The organism is Acinetobacter sp. Ac_3412 (genome assembly GCF_013072675.1).
Classification (GTDB): Bacteria; Pseudomonadota; Gammaproteobacteria; order Pseudomonadales; family Moraxellaceae; genus Acinetobacter; species Acinetobacter higginsii.
Map to the genome: position 1 here is coordinate 21,457 of NZ_LXUJ01000008.1, position 20,493 is coordinate 41,949.

Here is a 20,493-nt window from a genome sequence, read left to right on the forward strand (position 1 = left end):
CTTCCTCCAAATAAAAAGAGCTCTGTATTCAGAGCTCTTTTAAAATCGGCAACTTAAATTATTTATCTAAGATTGCAAATAAATCAGCTTGAACGTTTTCGATGGCACGTAAACCATCTAGCTTGTCATAAGTCGGTGCATTTTCACCAGAAGCAGCACGACCTTGATAGAAACCAACCAATTGCTCAGTTTCGCTATGGTAAGACCCAAGACGCTTACGAATCGTTTCTTCTTGGTCATCTGGGCGCTGAACAAGGTCTTCACCTGTTTCATCATCTTTACCTTCCACTTTTGGTGGATTGTAAACAATGTGATAAACACGACCCGATGCAGGGTGCTGACGACGCCCAGAAAGACGTTGCACGATTTCTTCGTCAGGTACAGCAATCTCAATCACGTGATCAATGCTAATTCCAGCTGTTTCTAATGCTTCAGCTTGTGGAATTGTGCGTGGGAAACCGTCAAAGATACAACCATTTTCACAATCAGGCTGAGCAATACGTTCTTTAACCAAGCCAATAATCAGTTCATCAGAGACTAAACCGCCTGATTCCATGACGCTTTTCGCTTTTAAGCCAAGTTCAGTACCTTCACGAATTGCAGCACGGAGCATATCACCGGTTGAAATTTGTGGGATATTGTAGCGCTTACAGATCAACTGAGCTTGAGTACCTTTGCCTGCCCCAGGTGGTCCGAGTAAAATAATGCGCATAAAAGAACATCCTCATTTAAAAACAATAAATCTTAAATTGAGCAATATCATACAGACTTATCACTCAACCAACATCAAATTAATTATAAGAAAGCAACAAATAAGTGAATTAAACCAGCAAAGAAACCAGTCACCCCACCGAGTACAATTAAGATCCACTCATCTTCTTGGAACGCAGGACGCAATAAGTTTTGGAACTCTTTCGGTGTTAGTTCACGGATGCGGTCTCTAAACATTTGAAAGATCTTCTGCGCACGACTTGCATTCAAAGCTGGGTCACATACTGGTCCCATGGTAATTTCAATTGAGCGATCAATCAAGTCGGTCTTGAGTCTAGCATATTCTCTTGGCCCTAATGAAAGCTGCAATGAGGTTCTGACCAGTGGAGTTTCCATAATTTCATTGATATGACGCTTGACAATACGACGAGTTTTGTCTTTTTTACTACCATACATCATTTCAGTCATGATGGACTTTAAGGTAATTAAATCTTCAGTCACTACACTGGCAAATACATCGGAAACCTCTTCCTGACGCTTCATAAATGCACCTTGAACATTGTAAGTACCAATCTTTAACACAGGTACAATCCAAGGGAATTTGCGGTCTTTGGTCAGACGAAAAATCTGCGGATAACGAATATAGTGTGGTTCAATCGGATTGAAGACCATCCAGATCGCAATCCAGTTGGTTAAAAAGCCCCAGATTGCTGCCCAAAACGGAACCGTCCAGTGCCATGGCACTACAAACCAAACGATCATTTGGAATATACCAAAGAACATCCCTATTAATGCACTGATATGCCAAATAAAATTAATTTCTTTCTGACCCACTTTCAGGAACATGCGTACCATTAAACGGCGGTCACCTTCCATTTGGCTCACCACCATTTCACGCATGTCCACCAGTGACTCAACGTTCATGGTCAGCTCAGTCACAAGTTCCCTAAGTGTCGTGGGTAACTGTTTATGTGCTTGCGCGTAGATACGACGCTTAATCGAATAAGGTAGGTTTTCCCAAAGTACAGCATTACGATCAATCATCACTTCATCAATCAGATGCTCAAGCTCAAACCCTACCTGCTCACCGATGATCATCGCCATATCTTCAGGATCCATTGCTTCTAAAAACTCTCGCAATGAACCCAATTTAGATAGCGTGTTATCAGTGATGATGCCTGAAATACGTCCAGCTTTACGTGGCACAATTCCTTGCCAACCGACAGGTAATGGTCCTAAATGGAAGCCCCAAAAGTTGATTGGGTAAAATACCATTTTCAATGCCATCCATACGTGTGCCCATGTTACAAAGGCGGTCACAGGGATGATACTCAAGACTGCCAGATGGTCAGGTCGATTTAGGAAAATCTGCCACAATTCATTGACGTAATCAAACATGCATGACTCTCTGAATTATTGATACATGATGGCCTATAAAAGGATAAACGTTAATTTCCTCTTACAAACCAAAACTTAAGGTATAAGAAAACTGAAGGACAGGTTCTGATTTTTTCACAGTATTGCCATTCCCATCTTCTATTTTTTCGCGTACTCCTGCGCCTACACTGAATGTGCTGATACGCTCACTATTCAACCAGACATAAGCAAGATCGGCACCAACACCCAAGTTGCCCTTTTGTTTACCCCCATAGTTCTTACTGTCTAAATGTCCTGCATAGACACCAAGGTAATAACCATTTTTATCGGTACCAGTTAAGTAGTACGGGTAACGGAATCCAATTTGTCCACCAGGTTCATTGTCATCATTTAAAAATGCACCCGCTTTGGCGTAGGCAATCCCATACGGATTTACCCATTCAAGGTTGGCATGTAATAATTTCTTAGTAAAACCTGCACCTACATTCCACGTTGAAACGTTTGCATCTTTTAATTTAGGCTCAGGCTTAAACGGATTTTCGTCAGCATGGGCAAAACCAGTAAGTGTTAAAACCGATAATAAAAGGCAAATTTTTCTCATTATTTTCTCCATTTTCCCTAAGAGTGTATTGGAAAATCCTATTTCAAACTGTTTGTGACTTTAACAGAATTATTTTGCTTCTAATATACAAGACCATACAATTTTAATGTCTGCAAAGTCAAAAGCTGTCGCAGCATCATTTGCATGATTTGTTGAAAATTCTACAGTATGATCATGCAACTTACGTTAAAATGCGTAGCCTTTGTATTCTCTCCATCTTGTAATTAAGTCGACACCCTATGAAACAGCACTTTCCTTTAAAAAATATGCAACAAGAAAAGCGCATTTATAAGGGTCGAATCTTTTTTGCAATCTTTGTCGTGGCGATTTTTCTACTTTTATTGATCTGTCGTTATGCATATTTACAGATCGTTCATTACGATGATTTTACAACGGCATCAGATAAGAACCGTATTCGCTTACAGCCATTAGCACCCGCTCGTGGCTACATCTACGATCGTAACGGCGTGCTATTAGCAGATAACTATCCAGTTTTCACTGCAACACTGAGTCGTGCCGATGTCAGCGATATTGATGACACCATTACCCGTCTCATTCCAATTCTGGGCTTGACCCAAGATGATGTTGACCGCTTTAAAAGCCGTGTCAAAACTGCACGTAAAACTGAACGCCTTGCGATCAAATTGAATTTGACTGAAACCGATATTGCCAAATTCAGTGAAGTGAAATATGCCTTTCCTGGGGTCAAAATTGAAACCCAAATGACCCGCTACTATCCACATGGTGAATTGTTTGCGCATGTGATTGGTTATGTGGGGCGTATCAATGATAAAGAACTCAAGTCTATTGATAAGGATTTATATGCGGGTACCAACCTGATTGGTAAAATTGGGGTCGAAAAAAGCTATGAAGACCTGTTGCATGGTATTCCTGGCTATGAATCTGTTGAAGCCGATGCACACGGCAATGTACTACGTAATTTAGGTCGCCAAAATCCAGCGCGTGGTAATGATCTGTATTTATCACTTGATTACGGTTTACAAACTATTGCCGCAAAACAATTGGCAGATCGCCGTGGTGCAATTGTAGCCATGGACCCACGTACAGGTGAAATCCTCGCATTGGTCTCCAGCCCAAGTTTTAATCCAAACCTCTTCGTGACAGGAATTAGTTCCAAAGACTATAGTGGACTGCGTGACAACCTCGATCAACCGCTTTATAACCGTGCGGTTCAGGGGGCATATCCACCAGGTTCAACCATTAAACCAATGTTTGGTTTAGGTGGTATTCATTATGGTCTCGTCGATTGGAGCACTGCAATTTCCGATCCAGGTTATTTCTCATTGCCTGGTGACAGTCACCGCTTCCGTGACCATAAAAAAACGGGTCATGGTTCAGTGAACATGCATAAAGCTCAAATTGTGTCCTGCGATACCTATTTCTATGTCCTGTCCTATCGCATGGGCATTGAGAAAATGAATGACTGGATGCGCCAATTTGGCTTTGGTGAAAAAACTGGAGTTGATTTACCAAGTGAAAGCACAGGTCTCTACCCGAGTCCTGAATGGAAAATGCGAACGCGTAAATCCAAATGGCTAAAAGGTGAAACCATTTCAGTCAGTATCGGGCAAGGGGCATTTACCTCTACACCTTTACAACTTGCTATGGCAACTGCGATCACAGCCAATAAAGGTTCACATGTCACACCACATGTACTCAGAGAAACCAAAGGTGCCAAAAAATTTAGTGTCCATAACGCGCCTGATGGCAAAATTAATTTCAATGGTACAGAACAAGATTGGATCAACATGCATGATGCAATGGTGGATGTGATTCAATCTGGTACAGGTCGTGGTATTAAAGGTGGTTTGCAATATTCAATCGCAGGTAAAACAGGGACAGCCCAAGTCAAGAGTATTGCTCAAGGTAAACGTTATAACGAAGCAGCACTTTCATCTCGACAATGGGACCATGGCTTATTTGTTGGTTTCGCACCTGCCGATAATCCTGAAATTGCCATTGCCGTGGTTTGGGAAAATGGTAAACATGGCGGTTCAGCTGCCCAACTAGCACGTCCAATCTTTGACTATTGGCTGGTGACACGTAAAAAGAATCCACTTCGTCCAGCTAGCCATCAAGTCAGTGGAGGCTTAATGACTGCGGGGATTAAACCAGGTGAACTACCAAGCAGCAGTGTTGCAACCACGGCAACACAGAATGGCCAAGCAGCATCTACACCCGTCGCTTCATCCGCTCCAGCTTCTACACCTGTTGCACCAGCAACAGGTGCTCAACCTACGGATGGAGTGACTGAATAATGAAAAATCAATTACGTATCATCGGTGGTAACTGGAAACGCCGTACTTTACCCTTTGCCAGTATTGATGGTTTACGTCCAACACCAGATCGTGTCCGTGAAACTCTATTCAACTGGTTGATGTGGGATATTCAAAACGCACAGGTTTTAGACTTGTGCAGTGGCTCTGGTGCGTTAGGATTTGAAGCGCTTTCTCGTGGAGCTGCCAAAGTCGTAATGATTGAACCGAATCCAACTCAAGCCAAAGTCTTAAAAGATAATATTCAACTGCTAAAAGCGGAAAATTGCCAATTACATGTTGCAACGGCACAGCAAGCTTTAAAAAAATTAAACTCAAGTTTTGATGTAGTGTTTCTTGATCCGCCCTATAGTCTGGATTTATGGCAAGAGTTGGCTGAACTTGCTGACCCAATGATTGCAAACCATGCTTATATTTATGTAGAAGCAGATCGAGATTTAGCTCAACTCACCCTACCGCCTACTTGGCAGAAAATAAAAGAAACCAAAGCAGGTATGGTCAGAGCCGGTTTATATCAAAAAGTCAGTTAAAAAATCCGTAACCAGAAAAATCGAATCAATTGCCCTCGGTCAAAGGGAAAACTGGAAAGATATTCATAGCCAATTCGATTGGTCTGGTTCAACTGATACATCATGCCATAACCGACTGAAATCGAAAAATCATCCAGTGACAGGCTAGTGGTATCGCCTGTCAACATCTTATGGTTAAACTGATTGGTTTGATAAGCCGTATAGTTATAGACACGCCAACGTTCATTTTGAAAAAATTGGTTATGCAAAACTGAATATGCTGTTTTCATTTCAGGATAAGCAGCATCAAACATATGTTCTGTATCTTCGCTCGGCTCTGCAAAAAAATCATAATCATCCGCATAAGCTCCAGCAGAGAGACCAATCAAAAAACAGAATAAAAAAGGGTGCTTAATGTACATAACAAGATGTGTTGATGACTTTCCTATTTAGCATACCGCTAAAAATCATTTTTTATCAATCAATTGAATGTTTTTATCTACTATTTACAAACTGCTGTTTAAAATAACCACTCCATACGGCGACCATCTGGAATTATATGGGGACTCCCCCTTCAAAGCTCGTTTCCTTGATCACCTGCAGCGCTATAAATTATAGGGTACACAGGCATCAACAATCACACAGCCGCGCTTTTCTTATTTTCATTTTACATCCAGTCTATTTAACTTTTGTACAATTAGATATGCAGAGTAAAAAAATATTAATTTTTATCGTGTTAGACATAAATAATTAATTTATAAAATTCATCTTATATACAATAATAGCACCTTTAAAATTCTACTCTATCGATCATGAAGCTTTTGTACTTGCTCATTGCCACCGTGAGCTTAACCGGTTGTATCTTTGGGAAATCAAGCGAAGTAAAACGCGCTGAAAAAGTCCTACAGAGTTTTCAATGTAACAATATTGAATCCAATGAGTTAGCAACTTCTTCTATTTCAAATTTTTATCAACAATCACTGGCGGCGAATAAAGACAAAGCAGCATCTTATATTGAACAATATAAGAATGGTGAAGATCTCTTTGACATTCCGCTCGATGAAGTTGTACAACAAAAATATCAATTATATAAGCAAGCATGTCAGGCACTCGGTGGCGTCTCTACAGCCAAAGGAACAATTGCAGTAAAGGCCACTGAGTAACAGCAATAAAACTTGCCTGACTGTATTTAGGATACAGTATGATCGAACAACAACTGAGTTTAAAACATTATATTGCACTGGCGATTGTGCTTCTGGTGGTTGCAATTGCAAGTATTCAACCGCTTGAGTTTGAGGCTTATCTACTACACCAAGCGGGTACCGTGTTGATGCTCATCGCCCTCATCGTCACGATGAAAAAGATTGGCATCAATTTTTATAGTTTTTGCCTCTATCTAGGCTTTCTTTTGATCCATATTTTAGGGGCACACTACCTCTACTCTTATGTGCCTTATAATGAATGGATTGAAAGCCTTTTTCACTTTGACTTAAATCAAACCATGGGTTGGTCACGTAATATGTATGATCGACTGGTGCATTATGCTTACGGTCTATTACTCTATCCATTTTTCTATCGCTGTTTTCAAGTCTGGTTACCAACTGCCAAACCTTTAACCTTATTTTTACTGGTTATCCAGTTTGTCATGGCATCGAGCATGTTCTATGAACTGATCGAATGGTGGATCGCCATTGGTTTATCACCTGAAGATGCTGAAAACTATAATGGCCAACAAGGAGACATCTGGGATGCGCATAAGGACATGTTCCTTGCGACCATCGGAGCACTGCTGATCGGTATCATTCAACTGCTCAAACAAAAAACGCCTATTCAAAAATAGGCGCTATTCTCAATATGAATACCAATTAAATAATAGAATGTTGCAATACCGTAAGCTGGTCTAAAGAATCGGCTTTAATGGTCTGAGCATAATCCAGATTGGTTAAATCAGCATTTGCTGAATGATTGATTGTAGCAGATGAGTTTTGCCCTGTAAGCAATTGATTCAAAACCTCATCCAACTGATTTGATGTCGATTCTGGAGAAGATAATAAGCTGCTTAAGCCCAATTTTTCAGTGTTGGTCGATTCAGAAACAGGTTCAGGTTGCTGGGTTTGCAAGGCTTCCAAATCAACCGTATCTGCCAAAGATGCTTTCGCTACAGCAGGTGCAAGCACATTAAAACTAAATGCATCACTCGTCTCACTAATATTCCCTGCTGCATCAGTCAGGGTTAAGGTGATTTTATGCGCCCCTACACTCAGATCCTGCTTAACTTCAAAACTCCATCTGCCATTATCCCCGACTGTTACCGTACCAATCGGTTGACCATTGTCATAAATCGTCAGGACGGCTTTTGCTTCGCCCACACCTGCTAAAGTCGGTTTGCTATCATCGGTATCACCTCCCGCAGCGATCGCCCCTTTTACCGCACCGACATCATCCATGACCGTTTGCAAAATAGGTTTATTCGGCGCAATCGTATCTTTTGTCCCGACCACATCGGAAGCTTCGGAACGGTTCCCTGCAGCATCAATGATATAGACTTTACCTACATTTTTATCGGTTAAAGCTGATGAAAGTGTAATGCTAAATTTTCCATCCGCACCAACAGTACCTGAACCATACAGCGTTTTCCCATCCGCACTTCTAATTTCAATTTTACTATTTGCTTCCGCCGTCCCTACTACCGAATCACCTGCTGCATTGATTTCAGCAACCGCTTTATCTGGCGCAATAGTATCCTTTCCAGCAGTAATCTCAAGTGGCTTGGACTGGTTCCCCGCAGCATCTTCTACAATGATGGTTGCCTTTTTATCTGTGGCTAATGCGGGTGAAAGTGTAATCTGAAATTTACCCTGCACATCTGTGATTCCACTGCCAATGATTTTTCCATCCGCATCTTTGATCTGTACCTTGCTATTCACCTCTGCTCGACCTTGGATTGAGGAACCTTCCTTATCTACATCCACAAAAGGTTGATCAGGAGGCAAAGTATCTTTTCCGGCAATCACTTTAGAAGGTGTCGATTTGTTTCCTGCAGCATCTTCGGCAACCACTGTTCCACCTATATCACTGGTTAATGCAGGTGAAACTTTTATCGAATACAGTCCTTCTTTATTCGCAATCACGGTACCTAATAGTTTTCCATCAGCATCATAAATCGAGACTTTGGCATTGGCTTCTGCCTTGCCAGTAACAATTGTGCCATCTGCATTGAGTTGTGCTGTAGGCGCATCTGGTGCAATGGTATCTTTATTTCCCGTCACGACAGCGGCTTTAGAGGCATTGCCAGAACTATCGATCGCAGTTACGCTCACCTTGCCACCATTCACCAAAGGCTGATCCAGCTTAATCGTGTAATTTCCTTCGGCATCGGCTTGAGTCGTAGCAATCACTTTCCCCGCAGCATCCTTAATTTCGATTTTGGCCTTAGCTTCGGTTTTACCCGTAATGGTTTGTGTATCTGTACCCAAATTCGCTGTCGGTGTCGCTGGTGGTGTTATATCAATCGGTTGGTTACTACTTTTATTTTTATCGTCATCATCATCTTTTACTGCCCATAAATATACACCTTCTGCGACTAAAGCAGCCAAACCGACTTTCCATAATTGGGATTTACTAATCGCAGAATCATGATCAACATTTTGAGGCTGAGAAACTGGTGTAGTAACTGCATCAGTATATGCAAATTGCGTCAATGAGGTCGCTGGGGCATAACGAACAAATTTCCCCGAATCATCAAACTCTGCGACCGCATAAGTACCATCCTCTTTTGCGAGTGCTAGGCTGTGTTCGGTTAGATTTTCATTACTATAAAAACCACTAATAACAATCTTTTCACCATTTTTTAGTGTAATGACAAGATCATTACCTTGCTTGATAATTGATTTAATATCTGCTTGATTTACACTAATCTGTACGATCGAAGGCTGGTCTAAAACCACACTTTTTAGTTGTGCATCTTGTAGGATATTCGAGTTTTTCTTTGAAAAAACAACGACTCTTGTCATTATTATGCTCACTTATCAATTATATTTTTAAATAATTCTTCGATTAATGAATAATTAAGTAATTCATCTTGCAAATAAAATATCAAATGATTGATATGACTACAATCTCTTCTATCAGAAGTTTTGTCATGTTTGTTTAATTCACCAAATGTTCAAATCCAACCAAAAATTTTCACAGAAATCACAGGAAGACACATAAAAAAACCAGCCATATAGGCTGGTTTTTCAAGATCATTTTACAGTTCCGATCATTAAAATTTTGGATCACGCATTTGCACCAATGTGCTATTTGCTTTTGCAAGGCTATCGGTAATTTTACTGAGCACAGTTGGAATTAAACTCTCAGCCATTTGTGCAGCTTGCAAACCTAATTTTTCACCGAAAGTTGGACGTTTACGGGTATTAATCACATAAATATCATGCTTTGGTAATAAACTTAATAAATACTCATCCGAGGTCTGTAGCTTATCAACCAAGTTCAGCTCACGCGCGTCCTCACCATACCAGTGCTCACCTGTTGCCACTTTTGTAATATCCAGTTGAGGACGATATTTCTCAACAAAATGTTTAAATAAAGAATGCGTTTGCTGTAATTCCTCTTCAAACTTCGCCTTACCTTCTGGTGTATTTTCACCAAACATGGTCACTGTACGCTTGTATTCACCAGCAGTATATAATTCGAAATCAACATTATGTTGCTTTAACAAACGATTGAAGTTTGGTACTTGTGCAACCACACCAATCGAACCAACAACAGCAAACGGCGCAGAAATGATTTCGCTAGCAATACATGCCATCATATAACCACCACTGGCTGCAACCTTATCTACACAGATGGTGACGTGAAAGCCCGCATCACGTAAACGTACCAATTGAGCTGCTGCAAGACCATAGCCATGCACCATTCCGCCAGGACTTTCCAAGCGAACAACAACACGGTCATGCCCTGCTTTGGCAGTCGCTAAAATCAGGGTAATTTCTTCACGAATGGTATCTACGGCAGAAGCTTGGACATCCCCTTTAAAGTCGAGGACATAGATTTTTTGATCATTCTTTTTGCGAATCTTGGCTTCTTTGGAAAGTTGTTGAACAAGTTGCAATAACTCCAAACGAGATGCTGTCGTTTGCGCAATTCTTTTTCTTTGTTCATTCACACGCGCATTTAAATGACTAATACGAATTTCAGCAGGAAACTTAGGTAAATGGAATAACATGAAGTATGTGCTCTATAAGTTCGGCGTTATTGTTCTAAGATGTGGTCTGCTCAATAAAAATTCAATAGCGATTTTGCAAAATAGATTCATTTTCATTTATATATAAAAAAAGAGTCCGAAGACCCTTTTTTATATAACCCTAAAAAATTAACCAAAACGCCCTGTAATATAAGCTTCAGTCAATTGATGATCAGGCTGAGTAAACACTTTTTCAGTCGAGTTCACTTCAATCAGGTCACCCAAATGGAAGTAAGCTGTACGGTCAGAGACACGCGCCGCTTGTTGCATAGAGTGGGTGACGATCGCAATGGTGAATTGTTCTGACAATTCTGAGATCAATTCTTCAATTTTTGCGGTCGCAATTGGATCGAGTGCCGAACATGGTTCATCCATCAAAATCACTTCTGGACTCACCGCAATGGTACGTGCAATACATAAACGCTGTTGCTGACCACCTGATAAACCAGTGCCTGGCTGACTCAAACGATCTTTGACTTCATCCCATAAGCCCGCTTTACGTAAACTGTTTTCCACGATTTCTTCTAAATCATATTTATCACGTGCCAGACCATGTAGTTTCGGGCCATAAGCAACATTGTCAAAAATTGATTTTGGGAATGGGTTTGGCTTTTGGAACACCATGCCTACTTGCGCACGCAATAACACCACATCAAGGTTTGGATCATAGATATCTTGATCATCCAAAGTCACCTTACCTGTCACACGGCAGCTATCAATCGTGTCATTCATACGGTTTAAAGTCCGTAAGAACGTTGATTTACCACAACCCGATGGGCCAATAAATGCAATCACCTCATTCTGGTAAACATCAAGGTCGATGCCTTTGATCGCCTCAGAGTCACCATAATAAACATGAACATCTTTGGTACTGATTTTCACTTCGCTCGTTTTTGGCTTTTTATTTGAAGAAGCCGTTTCAAACTGAGAGACAAATGCAGTATTTGATTGCTGAACTTGCGCTTCAGGTGACGTAAATTCTTTTTGCTGTGGATTCACTGATTTATCCTTTTCTACGGCGTTCATAATATCAATCGTATTCATTGTACTCTCCTCAATTACCAACGCACTTCAAATTTCTTACGGAGCCAAATGGCAAGGCTATTCAAACCAATCATTAACGCTAGTAAAACAATAATCGCTGCTGCAGTACGTCCTTCGAAGAAGTTACGTAATTCATTACCTTGCCATAAATACACTTGTACTGGCAATGCGGTTGCTTGATCGAGTGGTGTTGTCGGCACGCTTGCAACGAAAGCACTCATTCCGATTAAAAGTAATGGCGCAGTTTCACCCAGTGCATGTGCAACCCCAATGATCGCACCTGTCATAATGCCCGGTAAGGCCAACGGTAATACATGATGAAAAATGGTTTGTACTTTCGATGCCCCTAGCCCCAACGCGGCTTGACGAATCGAAGGCGGCACTGCTTTTAACGATGCACGTGTCGTGATAATCACGGTTGGCAAAGTCATTAGACTCAGAACCAAACCACCGACCAGTGGTGCTGATAATGGCAATTGCATCCAGCCAATAAAGATAGCTGCACCCAGTAAACCAAACACAATTGAAGGAACCGCAGCCAAGTTATTAATGTTGACTTCAATAATGTCCGTCATCATGTTCTTTGGTGCAAACTCTTCAAGATAAATTGCACTCGCAACACCAATTGGAATCGAGATCACAATCACGATCATCATCATGAATAATGAACCCATGAATGCACCAGCTAAACCACTTGTTGCAGGTGAACTACGAGAATCTGGACTAAAGAACAAGTTAGTATTGAAGGTACTTTTAATAATTCCTTCTGCTTTTAACTGATCTGCCAGTTGACGAACTTCTGGTTCGAGTTGTTGCTGATCATCTGGCAAACTACGGTCAATATTACCTGCTAACCATACATCTATATTGGCATCCGCTAAGAATTTAATCTCTTCTTTGCTTCCAATCAGCGCAGGGTTTTTAAGCACCATATCACGCAAACGGTATGCTTCAGAACTGGTATATAAACTGCTGAGATAATCACGTTGAGACTCTAATGCTTTATTTTTAGCAACAATCCCATTTACGATCAAGGCATCCCAATCCACCATACCCATTTCAGTTTGCCAAGCGACCATGCGTTCTTCAAAGTGAGCTGGTGTTTCACCTGCTGTTTGTTTTGGCTTCGCTCCAACATTGATGATCGCTGGATCAAAATAAACAGGAACTGTAATACTGCTTTGCCAAAAAGAAGGCAGACCTTTCGCCAAAATGCTACCAAATAGTAAAGCAACAAATGCCAGCGCGATCACGACCGCCGAGATACCTGCAAAGCGAAAGGTCTTTTCCTTACGATGACGCTTAGCCAAAGAACTTTGGATCTTTCTTTTACGCTGCTCACGTTGTTCAGCAGCTACTTGAGGATCCAATAGGTTCGGATCCAGAGGAGATGTATTTGATGAACTCATTCGTATTGCTCACGATATTTACGCACGATGTACAGTGCAATAATGTTTAGACCCAAAGTAATCACAAACAGCGTTAAACCAAGGGCAAATGCCACCAGTGCTTGCGGGCTGGCAAAGTCAGTATCCCCCGTTAATTGCTTCACAATCGTGACGGTTACTGTTGAAACTGCTTCAAATGGATTTGCATGCAACAATGGACTGTTCCCTGCTGCAAGCACCACAATCATGGTCTCACCCACTGCACGGGATACGGCAAGCAAAAATGCACCTGTAATCCCTGGTAAGGCAGCAGGCAATACAACTTGACGAATGGTTTCTGATTTCGTTGCACCTAGGCCCAAAGAACCATCACGTAATGCGCGAGGCACCTGAGTAATGATGTCATCAGACAATGAGGAAACGAATGGGATAATCATAATCCCCATCACAAAACCTGCGGTTAGGGCACTGGTCGCATTAATATTGATACCAACACTTTCACCCACCATTTTAAAGAATGGGCCAATCACCATTAAGGCAAATACACCATAAACGATCGTTGGAATCCCTGCCAAAACCTCAATTGCAGGTTTTGCCCAAGAACGCAACCTTGGCGATGCATATTCAGCCAGATAAATCGCAACCAACAAGCCAATCGGTACAGCAACCAATAATGCGATACCACTGACCATCAAGGTTCCCCAAATCAGCGGTAAGATGCCGTAACTACCTTCTGCATTTCCTGAGGTGCTAAAACCTGGATTCCATTCAGTACCAAAGAAGAAGTCAACTGGACTGACAAAATGGAAAAAGTGCAACGCTTCTCTTAACATCGATAAAACAATACCGATTGTTGTCAAGATTGCGACACCAGAACACAAGATCAAAGCAACATTAATGGTTTTTTCGACTTGGTTACGTGCACGGAATTGTTGGCTCACATGACGCTTTGCCCAAACTAAACCCGCCAGTCCAGCACTAATCACCACTGCAAGTTTTGCAAATGAGCCAATGGTCTGGAATTTAGCAAGTTGTTGTGCTGCTGCAACTTCATATGCTGCTGGCTGATCTGTTACCCCGAAACCAGAAGCAATTGCTTGTACTCGACTGGTTAAAACATCACGGCCTGCCGCATCTAAGGTCGAACTTACAGATGCAGGAATATTATTGAAAATAATATGTTGTAAAATACTTGGTTCAACCAAGTTCCAAATAATCAAAATTAAAAAAGCAGGAATACCACACCACAAAGCAACCAACGCCCCATAATATCCTGGACGAGAATGTAGTGTTGCTGAGTTATTTCCCTTACCTGCTAGGTTACGGCTTTTACTCAGCCCGATTTGATATGCAATTGCCACAAGGGCTAATAACACACCGATAAGTAGCAGATTCATGTAATCTCCACTGTTTTCTCAATTTTCATGATTTGAAAAAACTTAGCTAGACAAAAAGGCTGATGATCCAACGTCTCACCAGCCTCCCTTTTAACAATATTACTTAACTGATTTACCAGCTTTGAAATCAGCTAGGATTTTTGCGCGCTCTTTGTCGCTTAAAGGAATCAAACCAGCTTTTTCTAATTTAGAACCTTTACCAGAAATTTTCTTATTTAAGAAGAATTCTGTGTATTGTGGTAAGCCTTTGATTGATTTCAAGTGCTCGCCTTTCACGTAGAAGAACAATGGACGTGAAACAAGGTAGCTACCATCTAGTACCGTTTTCTCAGATGGAGTCACACCATTTACAGTCGCTACACGTAATTTATCACGGTTTGAATCATAGAAACCTAGACCAAATACACCGACTGCATTTGGAGAAGTTTTCAAGCGAGCTAGAGTTTCAGTATAGTCACCCGCAATTTCAATCACACGACCATCTTTACGGAAGGTTGAACATGCTTTCTTTTGATCATCTTTGCTTAAAGCTTTGTAGTAATCAAATGCTTCACAACCGGCATCAACCATTTTCTCTTGGAAAACTTCACGCGTACCGTGGTTAGATGCAGGAATAACTAAAGTGATCGGCTCATTTGGTAATGATTTATCAATTTGGTTCCAAGTTGTATATGGGTTTGGAACTAATTTACCATTTGAAGGAAGCTGTGCAGATAATGCAGTGAATACATGGATTGGTTTTAATTTATACGCTGCTTTTTTAACATTTGATGCAAATACGATACCGTCGTAACCCACTTTAATTTCTTGTACTTGGTTTACGCCAGATTTTTTACATGCATCAAGCTCTGTGTCTTTAATTTGACGAGAAGCATTTGCGATGTCGATGGTGTTATCACCTACACCTTGGCAGAATTGCTTCAAACCACCGCCCGTACCACCTGAACCAACAACCGGTGCTTTGAACTGTGGGAATGTGTTGCCAAACTCTTCAGCAACAATACTTGCAAACGGTAATACAGTAGATGAACCAGCAATTTGAATCGTATCACGAGCTGCATTCGCAGTCGTTGCTACAGTTGCCCCAGATACAGCTAATGCAATTGCGATGTGACGTGGATTTAAGCGCATTCTGTTTTCTCTCATTTATGCAATTTGGTTTACAACTCTTTTTAAGTTAAGTGTTGTACTTTGGTTAACTGCATTTTGAGCAGATAATATGACAATTAAGTGACAACTTTATGACGCTTTTGTGATAGCCATTTCTTAAGCTCAATTTTTAGAAAATTATTGGTCATAAAGTCATATTTTCTGCTTTATTTTTTGCAGCTCAGAACTCGATTACACTCAGAAAATAACGTTTAGATATTGAATTTTATGGGATTTAAAAGAACAATAGCCCATTCAGCTTAACAAAAAGCATCTTGGGCAGAGCAACCAGTTTATATATGTTTTATGACAATTCCCTATCAAAAAGAACAGATACAATGCTAAATCCTGTCATCATTGAAACACAAATGCTGATTCGTAAACCAGCCCACAGCGTTTTTGAAGCATTTATTGATCCAGAAATCACCTCAAAATTTTGGTTTAGTTCGGCAACAGCACCACTTGAACAAGGAAAAACGGTTGAATGGACTTGGGAAAAATACCAAGTTTCGGCAACCGTAAAGGTGACAAAAATCATTACCAATGAATTGATTCAGATTCAATGGGGTGAGCCGAGCAGTACGGTTGATTTTATCTTTGAAGCGATTAATGACGATCAAACCTATCTCAGAATTCAAAATTATAATATCCCCTTACAAGGTGATGAGCTGATTGCCTTTATTATTGATAATACGGGTGGCTTCACTACCGTCGTAGATAGCTTGAAAGCCTATTTAGAGCATGGAATTCAACTCAATCTGGTTCAGGACAAGTTTCCACCCTTCTAGATCAATACAACATCGATGCAATTAAAAAGGCACATTGCTGTGCCTTTTTTGATTTAAAGATTGGACTGCGCTTCGGGCAGAACCAGCATTTTTTTACGATATTTAAAGATATACATCGCCGCTAAAATCGCCAACCAGATCGGTCCAAGAATAACAGCCAAACGCATATCAGGGGTCATCGCCATAATAATCAAAATAAAGCAGACAAAGCTGATGGTGAGATAATTACTCCATGGGCTCCAGATGCTTTTAAATTTGGTTTGATGTTGTTTCAGGCGCATTGCTTTATTAAATTTCAAATGGGTGACGGAAATCATTAACCAGTTAATCACCAATGCAGCAACCACCAGCATCATGAATAACTGAAAGGCTTCACCCGGAATTAAATAGTTGACCAACACACATACCGCCGTGACCGAAGCAGAGACAATCGCTGCAGGAACCGGAATTCCACGCGCATTCACTTTTTTCAATATGGCCGGTGCATTGCCCTGTTCGGCCAAACCATGCAACATACGGCTATTACAATAAATACAACTGTTATAAACAGAAACTGCTGCAATCAGCACCACAAAATTGAGGACATTGGCAACCCCATTACTATTCAAAGACTGGAAGATCAATACAAAAGGGCTGCCCCCTTCCGCCACCATATTCCACGGATAAAGACAGAGTAAAATCCCGATTGCACCGATATAGAAAATCAAAATACGATACACAATCTGATTCACCGCCTTAGGAATGGTGGTTTCAGGATTTTTGGTTTCTGCTGCGGCAATTCCGATCAGTTCAAGTCCACCAAAAGCAAACATGATCACGGCAAGCGCCATAATAAAGCCATGCGTGCCATGTGGAAAAAAGCCACCGTGCTGCCATAAATTGGCAATACCCGCCTGTGGACCCGCAGAACCAGAAAGCAATAAATAAGCACCAAAACCGATCATACTTAAAATCGCAACAATCTTAATGCAGGAGAACAGAAATTCGGACTCACCAAAGAATCTGACATTGACCAAATTAATGGCGTTAATCAGTACAAAGAACACCAAGGCAGTCAGCCATGTGGGTACATCTGGCCACCAAAATTGAATAAAGGTCCCGATGGCGCTCAGTTCAGCCATACTGACCAACACATACAGCACCCAATAATTCCAGCCTGACATAAAGCCTGCCATGCGGCCCCAGTATTTATTGGCAAAATAACTAAATGAACCGCTCACGGGTTCTTCAACCACCATTTCTCCTAAATGGCGCATAATTAAAAATGCAATCACACCAGCAATCGCATAACCCAATAAAATAGAGGGCCCTGCCAGTTTGATGGTTTGCGAAAGACCCAGAAATAATCCTGTCCCAATTGCCCCGCCTAGCGCAATCAGCTGGATATGCCGATTGGACAATCCTTGCTTTAACTCATGTTTATTGTTTACATCCATCATCTTATCTCCAATGTGTGTGTCACATCCTGTACACCTTTTTATACAGCGCATGATTCGAAGCTCAGCATGAAGCTCCGAATCTGATTCGCTCTCTTATCAATTTATAAAGTTGAAGATTTTCCAATTTCCTTCTGATCAGGAGGAAATTGCTTTTTTACTGGGTAATGCTTGGGAGCGTTGTTTTAAGATTTCATAGCCTCGATCGCCATAATCAAAGCGCGCAATCACTGACGCAAATTTTTTCAAACTGGATGGTGCATCCATAGCTGGGAGTTTTAACTCGATAAAGGTCAGACCATCGAACTGGTCGATACCATCCAAGGTTTGTTTAAGTTGACCTACGGTTTCTACCACACAACTTTGATAGGCTTTCGTACCATTGAAGACATTTGGAATTTCGGCATATTTCCAATTTTGCACATCATTATAGGCGGCATTTTCGCCCATGATCAGACGTTCAATGGTATAGCCACCATTATTGAGTAAGAAAATAATCGGCTTAAGGCCTTGACGAATAATGGTCGAAAGCTCCTGTACGGTAAGCTGAAATGAACCATCACCAATAAACAGGATTTGGCGGCGTTCTGGTGCAGCCAACAAACTACCTAATAAAGCAGGCAAGGTATAACCAATCGAACCCCACAATGGTTGAGCAATATATTTCGCCGTTGCCGGTAGCTTGAGCCCTGCCAAGGCTGAGTTAGAAGTCCCGACTTCACCGATAATCACATCATCATCTTTAAGAAAGCCCGCAATATAACGCCACAAAACATCCTGACTAAGCTTTTGCTGTTCAGGCACCTCAAGTGTCTGTTGTGCTTGCTGCTCCAACATCGGCTGGCTTAACTTCCGTGGTGCAACCTTCTTATTCAGCTCCACCAGAAGTTGTCCAATTTCGATGCCGGGGAAATCCTGTCCAAAAATCGTCAAACCATAAGGTTTGATTTCAATGTAATTTTCAGTGGCAATTTGATGGGTAAACACCCCAGTTCCGACATCAGTAAAACGTACCCCGATGCCCATCAAGCAATCAGACTGCTCAATGGTCTGACGCACATGCGCTTGGCTTGCGCCACCAACATAGGTTCCCACATAACGCGGTGAACCCTCATCCATAATATTTTTAGCGGTCAGCATACTTGCAAAAGGAATCGAGCATTTTTTGGATAAATCATCCAGTAGTGAGGTAATCCCAAATACAGAGGCTTCATTATCAATCAGCAACGCTGGTCGCTTGGCTTGCGCAATCACCTCACACAGTTTAGTGACTGCGCTTTGTAACAGCTCAGGCTCAACCCTCGGGTAAGATAAATCGAGTGAACGATCTGTCACTTCAATTTTGACGTGAGTAATATCCGATGCCAACTGGATATGTACAGGTCGACGTTCAAGGAAACATTGACGTAACACACGGTCAATTTCAGAGACGGCATTGGCTGGGGTTAGACGGGTCTGTGCAACCGTGAACTCTTTCATGCAGTTCATGATGTTGTCGTAGTTACCATCCACCAGAGTGTGATGAACCAGAGTTCCTTTCTGAACCACATGTAAAGGCGGAATCCCTGAAATATGCACCACTGGCACATTCTCAGCATAAGCACCTGCAATACCATTAATCGCACTTAAATCACCGACCCCATAGGTCGTTGTCAAAGCAGCAAAACCGTTGATGCGTGCATAACCGTCAGCAGCATATGCCGCATTTAATTCATTACAATTACCAATAAATTCGAGTTGGGCATCCGCCTCAACTTGTTCGAGATAAGAAAGGTTAAAATCACCAGGTACACCAAACAGATGTTGGATACCCATTTGTTTTAGACGAAGATTTAAAAAATCACCGATTTCTATGAACATTGCTCTACATCCTTTCAAGTCAATTTTTTATTCCATAGAAAAATAATATTTCATCTACCTGTTAAATTTCGTGCATAATAAAAACGCATTTTAATAAAAATACAATATTTGTGTATCATAAAAGGATTTTATGCAATGGATAAGTTCGACTGGCAAATCATTCAGGCCCTACAAAAGAATGGACGGCTCACCAATCAGGAAGTTGGAGATTTAATCGGTTTATCCGCTTCACAATGTTCCAGACGAAGACAGTTACTGGAGCAAAAAGGCGTGATCTTGGGTTATGCCGCCCGCATCCACCAACAAGCTTTAGGCTTGGAGGTTACCGCGATGATCCACATTAACTTACGTATTCACGAGGCCAAGTCACAACAGGCCTTTCAGGACTTAATTGAAGCTGAGGACAATATTCAGGATGCTTTTTCAATTAGCGGCGATGCTGATTTTATTTTAAAAGTCGTCGCAGAAAATCTGGAACAGCTGTCTCAATTCGTGACAGAGCGACTACTGTCTTATGGTTTTATTGGCCATATAAAATCTTACATTGTGTTAAAAAAAATCAAAGAACAGAATCACTTTCTCAGCAAATCCAAGGGTCACAGCTACCATCCAGCCACTTAGACCTCGTTTTAAGCAGCACCATGCATAAAAACAAAAAGGCGGATATTAGATCCGCCTTAAAAATATGAAG

Annotated in this window: 18 protein-coding genes; 6 read left to right on the forward strand and 12 right to left on the reverse strand. The window is 41.3% G+C overall.

Going from position 1 to position 20,493, the window contains the following annotated elements:
- Nucleotides 1–58: 58 nt before the first annotated feature.
- From adk to A7P54_RS07700, 3 genes are all read right to left on the reverse strand, one after another.
- A complete protein-coding gene (gene adk, locus A7P54_RS07690) occupies nt 59–712 on the reverse strand; it encodes an adenylate kinase (RefSeq protein ID WP_004801251.1) in 654 nt (217 codons plus the stop codon).
- A gap of 83 nt (nt 713–795) precedes the next feature.
- Nucleotides 796–2,109 carry a hypothetical protein gene (locus tag A7P54_RS07695; RefSeq protein WP_004801253.1) on the reverse strand — a complete coding sequence of 438 codons (1,314 nt, stop codon included), beginning with the start codon at nt 2,107–2,109 and terminating at the stop codon, nt 796–798.
- Between the two features lie 61 nt (nt 2,110–2,170).
- A complete protein-coding gene (locus tag A7P54_RS07700; RefSeq protein WP_004801255.1) occupies nt 2,171–2,689 on the reverse strand; it encodes a hypothetical protein in 519 nt (172 codons plus the stop codon).
- A 239-nt stretch (nt 2,690–2,928) separates the two neighbouring features.
- On the opposite strand from A7P54_RS07700, the gene mrdA reads away from it, so the two are divergent.
- Nucleotides 2,929–4,968: a penicillin-binding protein 2 gene (gene mrdA, locus A7P54_RS07705; RefSeq protein WP_005202332.1), complete on the forward strand. Its 2,040-nt coding sequence runs from the start codon at nt 2,929–2,931 to the stop codon at nt 4,966–4,968.
- Nucleotides 4,968–5,516: a 16S rRNA (guanine(966)-N(2))-methyltransferase RsmD gene (rsmD, locus tag A7P54_RS07710; protein WP_171549222.1), complete on the forward strand. Its 549-nt coding sequence runs from the start codon at nt 4,968–4,970 to the stop codon at nt 5,514–5,516. The genes mrdA and rsmD overlap by 1 nt, the downstream gene beginning before the upstream one ends.
- Here the strand turns inward: rsmD and A7P54_RS07715 are convergent.
- Nucleotides 5,513–5,917, reverse strand: coding sequence for a hypothetical protein (locus A7P54_RS07715; RefSeq protein ID WP_005202329.1), 405 nt, complete (start codon nt 5,915–5,917; stop codon nt 5,513–5,515). The genes rsmD and A7P54_RS07715 overlap by 4 nt on opposite strands.
- A gap of 390 nt (nt 5,918–6,307) precedes the next feature.
- Between A7P54_RS07715 and A7P54_RS07720 the strand changes: the two genes are divergently transcribed.
- Nucleotides 6,308–6,658, forward strand: a complete 351-nt coding sequence (locus tag A7P54_RS07720; protein WP_004801268.1) for a hypothetical protein — start codon at nt 6,308–6,310, stop codon at nt 6,656–6,658.
- A gap of 38 nt (nt 6,659–6,696) precedes the next feature.
- Nucleotides 6,697–7,335: a DUF2238 domain-containing protein gene (locus A7P54_RS07725; protein ID WP_171549223.1), complete on the forward strand. Its 639-nt coding sequence runs from the start codon at nt 6,697–6,699 to the stop codon at nt 7,333–7,335.
- 25 nt (nt 7,336–7,360) lie between these two features.
- On the opposite strand, the gene blp2 is transcribed toward A7P54_RS07725, so the two are convergent.
- The 6 genes from blp2 to A7P54_RS07755 form a co-directional block, all read right to left on the reverse strand.
- Complete coding sequence (gene blp2, locus A7P54_RS07730; RefSeq protein ID WP_171549224.1) at nt 7,361–9,508, reverse strand: Ig-like repeat protein Blp2; 2,148 nt, start codon at nt 9,506–9,508, stop codon at nt 7,361–7,363.
- Between the two features lie 251 nt (nt 9,509–9,759).
- Nucleotides 9,760–10,722, reverse strand: a complete 963-nt coding sequence (gene sohB / locus A7P54_RS07735; RefSeq protein WP_005202324.1) for a protease SohB — start codon at nt 10,720–10,722, stop codon at nt 9,760–9,762.
- A gap of 147 nt (nt 10,723–10,869) precedes the next feature.
- Nucleotides 10,870–11,784: a phosphate ABC transporter ATP-binding protein PstB gene (gene pstB, locus A7P54_RS07740; RefSeq protein WP_016162948.1), complete on the reverse strand. Its 915-nt coding sequence runs from the start codon at nt 11,782–11,784 to the stop codon at nt 10,870–10,872.
- A 14-nt stretch (nt 11,785–11,798) separates the two neighbouring features.
- Nucleotides 11,799–13,193, reverse strand: a complete 1,395-nt coding sequence (pstA, locus tag A7P54_RS07745) for a phosphate ABC transporter permease PstA (RefSeq protein ID WP_004801280.1) — start codon at nt 13,191–13,193, stop codon at nt 11,799–11,801.
- The gene (gene pstC / locus A7P54_RS07750; RefSeq protein ID WP_004652128.1) at nt 13,190–14,569 is read right to left on the reverse strand and encodes a phosphate ABC transporter permease subunit PstC; all 1,380 of its coding nucleotides are present in this window, start codon (nt 14,567–14,569) and stop codon (nt 13,190–13,192) included. The genes pstA and pstC overlap by 4 nt, the downstream gene beginning before the upstream one ends.
- 99 nt (nt 14,570–14,668) lie before the next feature.
- Entirely contained in the window at nt 14,669–15,700 is a 1,032-nt protein-coding gene (locus tag A7P54_RS07755) for a substrate-binding domain-containing protein (protein WP_004801282.1), read from the reverse strand.
- A gap of 356 nt (nt 15,701–16,056) precedes the next feature.
- On the opposite strand from A7P54_RS07755, the gene A7P54_RS07760 reads away from it, so the two are divergent.
- A complete protein-coding gene (locus A7P54_RS07760; protein ID WP_159414487.1) occupies nt 16,057–16,506 on the forward strand; it encodes an SRPBCC family protein in 450 nt (149 codons plus the stop codon).
- 53 nt (nt 16,507–16,559) lie between these two features.
- On the opposite strand, the gene A7P54_RS07765 is transcribed toward A7P54_RS07760, so the two are convergent.
- A complete protein-coding gene (locus A7P54_RS07765; protein WP_171549310.1) occupies nt 16,560–17,942 on the reverse strand; it encodes an amino acid permease in 1,383 nt (460 codons plus the stop codon).
- Nucleotides 17,943–18,080: 138 nt separating this feature from the next.
- Complete coding sequence (locus A7P54_RS07770) at nt 18,081–19,802, reverse strand: thiamine pyrophosphate-binding protein (protein WP_005323041.1); 1,722 nt, start codon at nt 19,800–19,802, stop codon at nt 18,081–18,083.
- Nucleotides 19,803–19,937: 135 nt separating this feature from the next.
- On the opposite strand from A7P54_RS07770, the gene A7P54_RS07775 reads away from it, so the two are divergent.
- Nucleotides 19,938–20,423 (forward strand): Lrp/AsnC family transcriptional regulator, encoded by a 486-nt coding sequence (locus A7P54_RS07775; protein ID WP_004652123.1) that lies wholly within the window; start codon nt 19,938–19,940, stop codon nt 20,421–20,423.
- Nucleotides 20,424–20,493: the final 70 nt, after the last annotated feature.

Coding starts and splice junctions, on each gene's coding strand:
- A7P54_RS07760 (WP_159414487.1), top strand. CDS start 16,057: ATGCTAAATCCTGTCATCATTGAAACACAAATGCTGATTCGTAAACCA.
- pstC (WP_004652128.1), bottom strand. CDS start 14,569: ATGAATCTGCTACTTATCGGTGTGTTATTAGCCCTTGTGGCAATTGCA.
- pstA (WP_004801280.1), bottom strand. CDS start 13,193: ATGAGTTCATCAAATACATCTCCTCTGGATCCGAACCTATTGGATCCT.
- A7P54_RS07770 (WP_005323041.1), bottom strand. CDS start 19,802: ATGTTCATAGAAATCGGTGATTTTTTAAATCTTCGTCTAAAACAAATG.
- A7P54_RS07775 (WP_004652123.1), top strand. CDS start 19,938: ATGGATAAGTTCGACTGGCAAATCATTCAGGCCCTACAAAAGAATGGA.
- mrdA (WP_005202332.1), top strand. CDS start 2,929: ATGAAACAGCACTTTCCTTTAAAAAATATGCAACAAGAAAAGCGCATT.
- A7P54_RS07755 (WP_004801282.1), bottom strand. CDS start 15,700: ATGCGCTTAAATCCACGTCACATCGCAATTGCATTAGCTGTATCTGGG.
- pstB (WP_016162948.1), bottom strand. CDS start 11,784: ATGAATACGATTGATATTATGAACGCCGTAGAAAAGGATAAATCAGTG.
- adk (WP_004801251.1), bottom strand. CDS start 712: ATGCGCATTATTTTACTCGGACCACCTGGGGCAGGCAAAGGTACTCAA.
- sohB (WP_005202324.1), bottom strand. CDS start 10,722: ATGTTATTCCATTTACCTAAGTTTCCTGCTGAAATTCGTATTAGTCAT.
- A7P54_RS07765 (WP_171549310.1), bottom strand. CDS start 17,942: ATGGATGTAAACAATAAACATGAGTTAAAGCAAGGATTGTCCAATCGG.
- A7P54_RS07700 (WP_004801255.1), bottom strand. CDS start 2,689: ATGAGAAAAATTTGCCTTTTATTATCGGTTTTAACACTTACTGGTTTT.
- A7P54_RS07695 (WP_004801253.1), bottom strand. CDS start 2,109: ATGTTTGATTACGTCAATGAATTGTGGCAGATTTTCCTAAATCGACCT.
- rsmD (WP_171549222.1), top strand. CDS start 4,968: ATGAAAAATCAATTACGTATCATCGGTGGTAACTGGAAACGCCGTACT.
- blp2 (WP_171549224.1), bottom strand. CDS start 9,508: ATGACAAGAGTCGTTGTTTTTTCAAAGAAAAACTCGAATATCCTACAA.
- A7P54_RS07720 (WP_004801268.1), top strand. CDS start 6,308: ATGAAGCTTTTGTACTTGCTCATTGCCACCGTGAGCTTAACCGGTTGT.
- A7P54_RS07725 (WP_171549223.1), top strand. CDS start 6,697: ATGATCGAACAACAACTGAGTTTAAAACATTATATTGCACTGGCGATT.
- A7P54_RS07715 (WP_005202329.1), bottom strand. CDS start 5,917: ATGTACATTAAGCACCCTTTTTTATTCTGTTTTTTGATTGGTCTCTCT.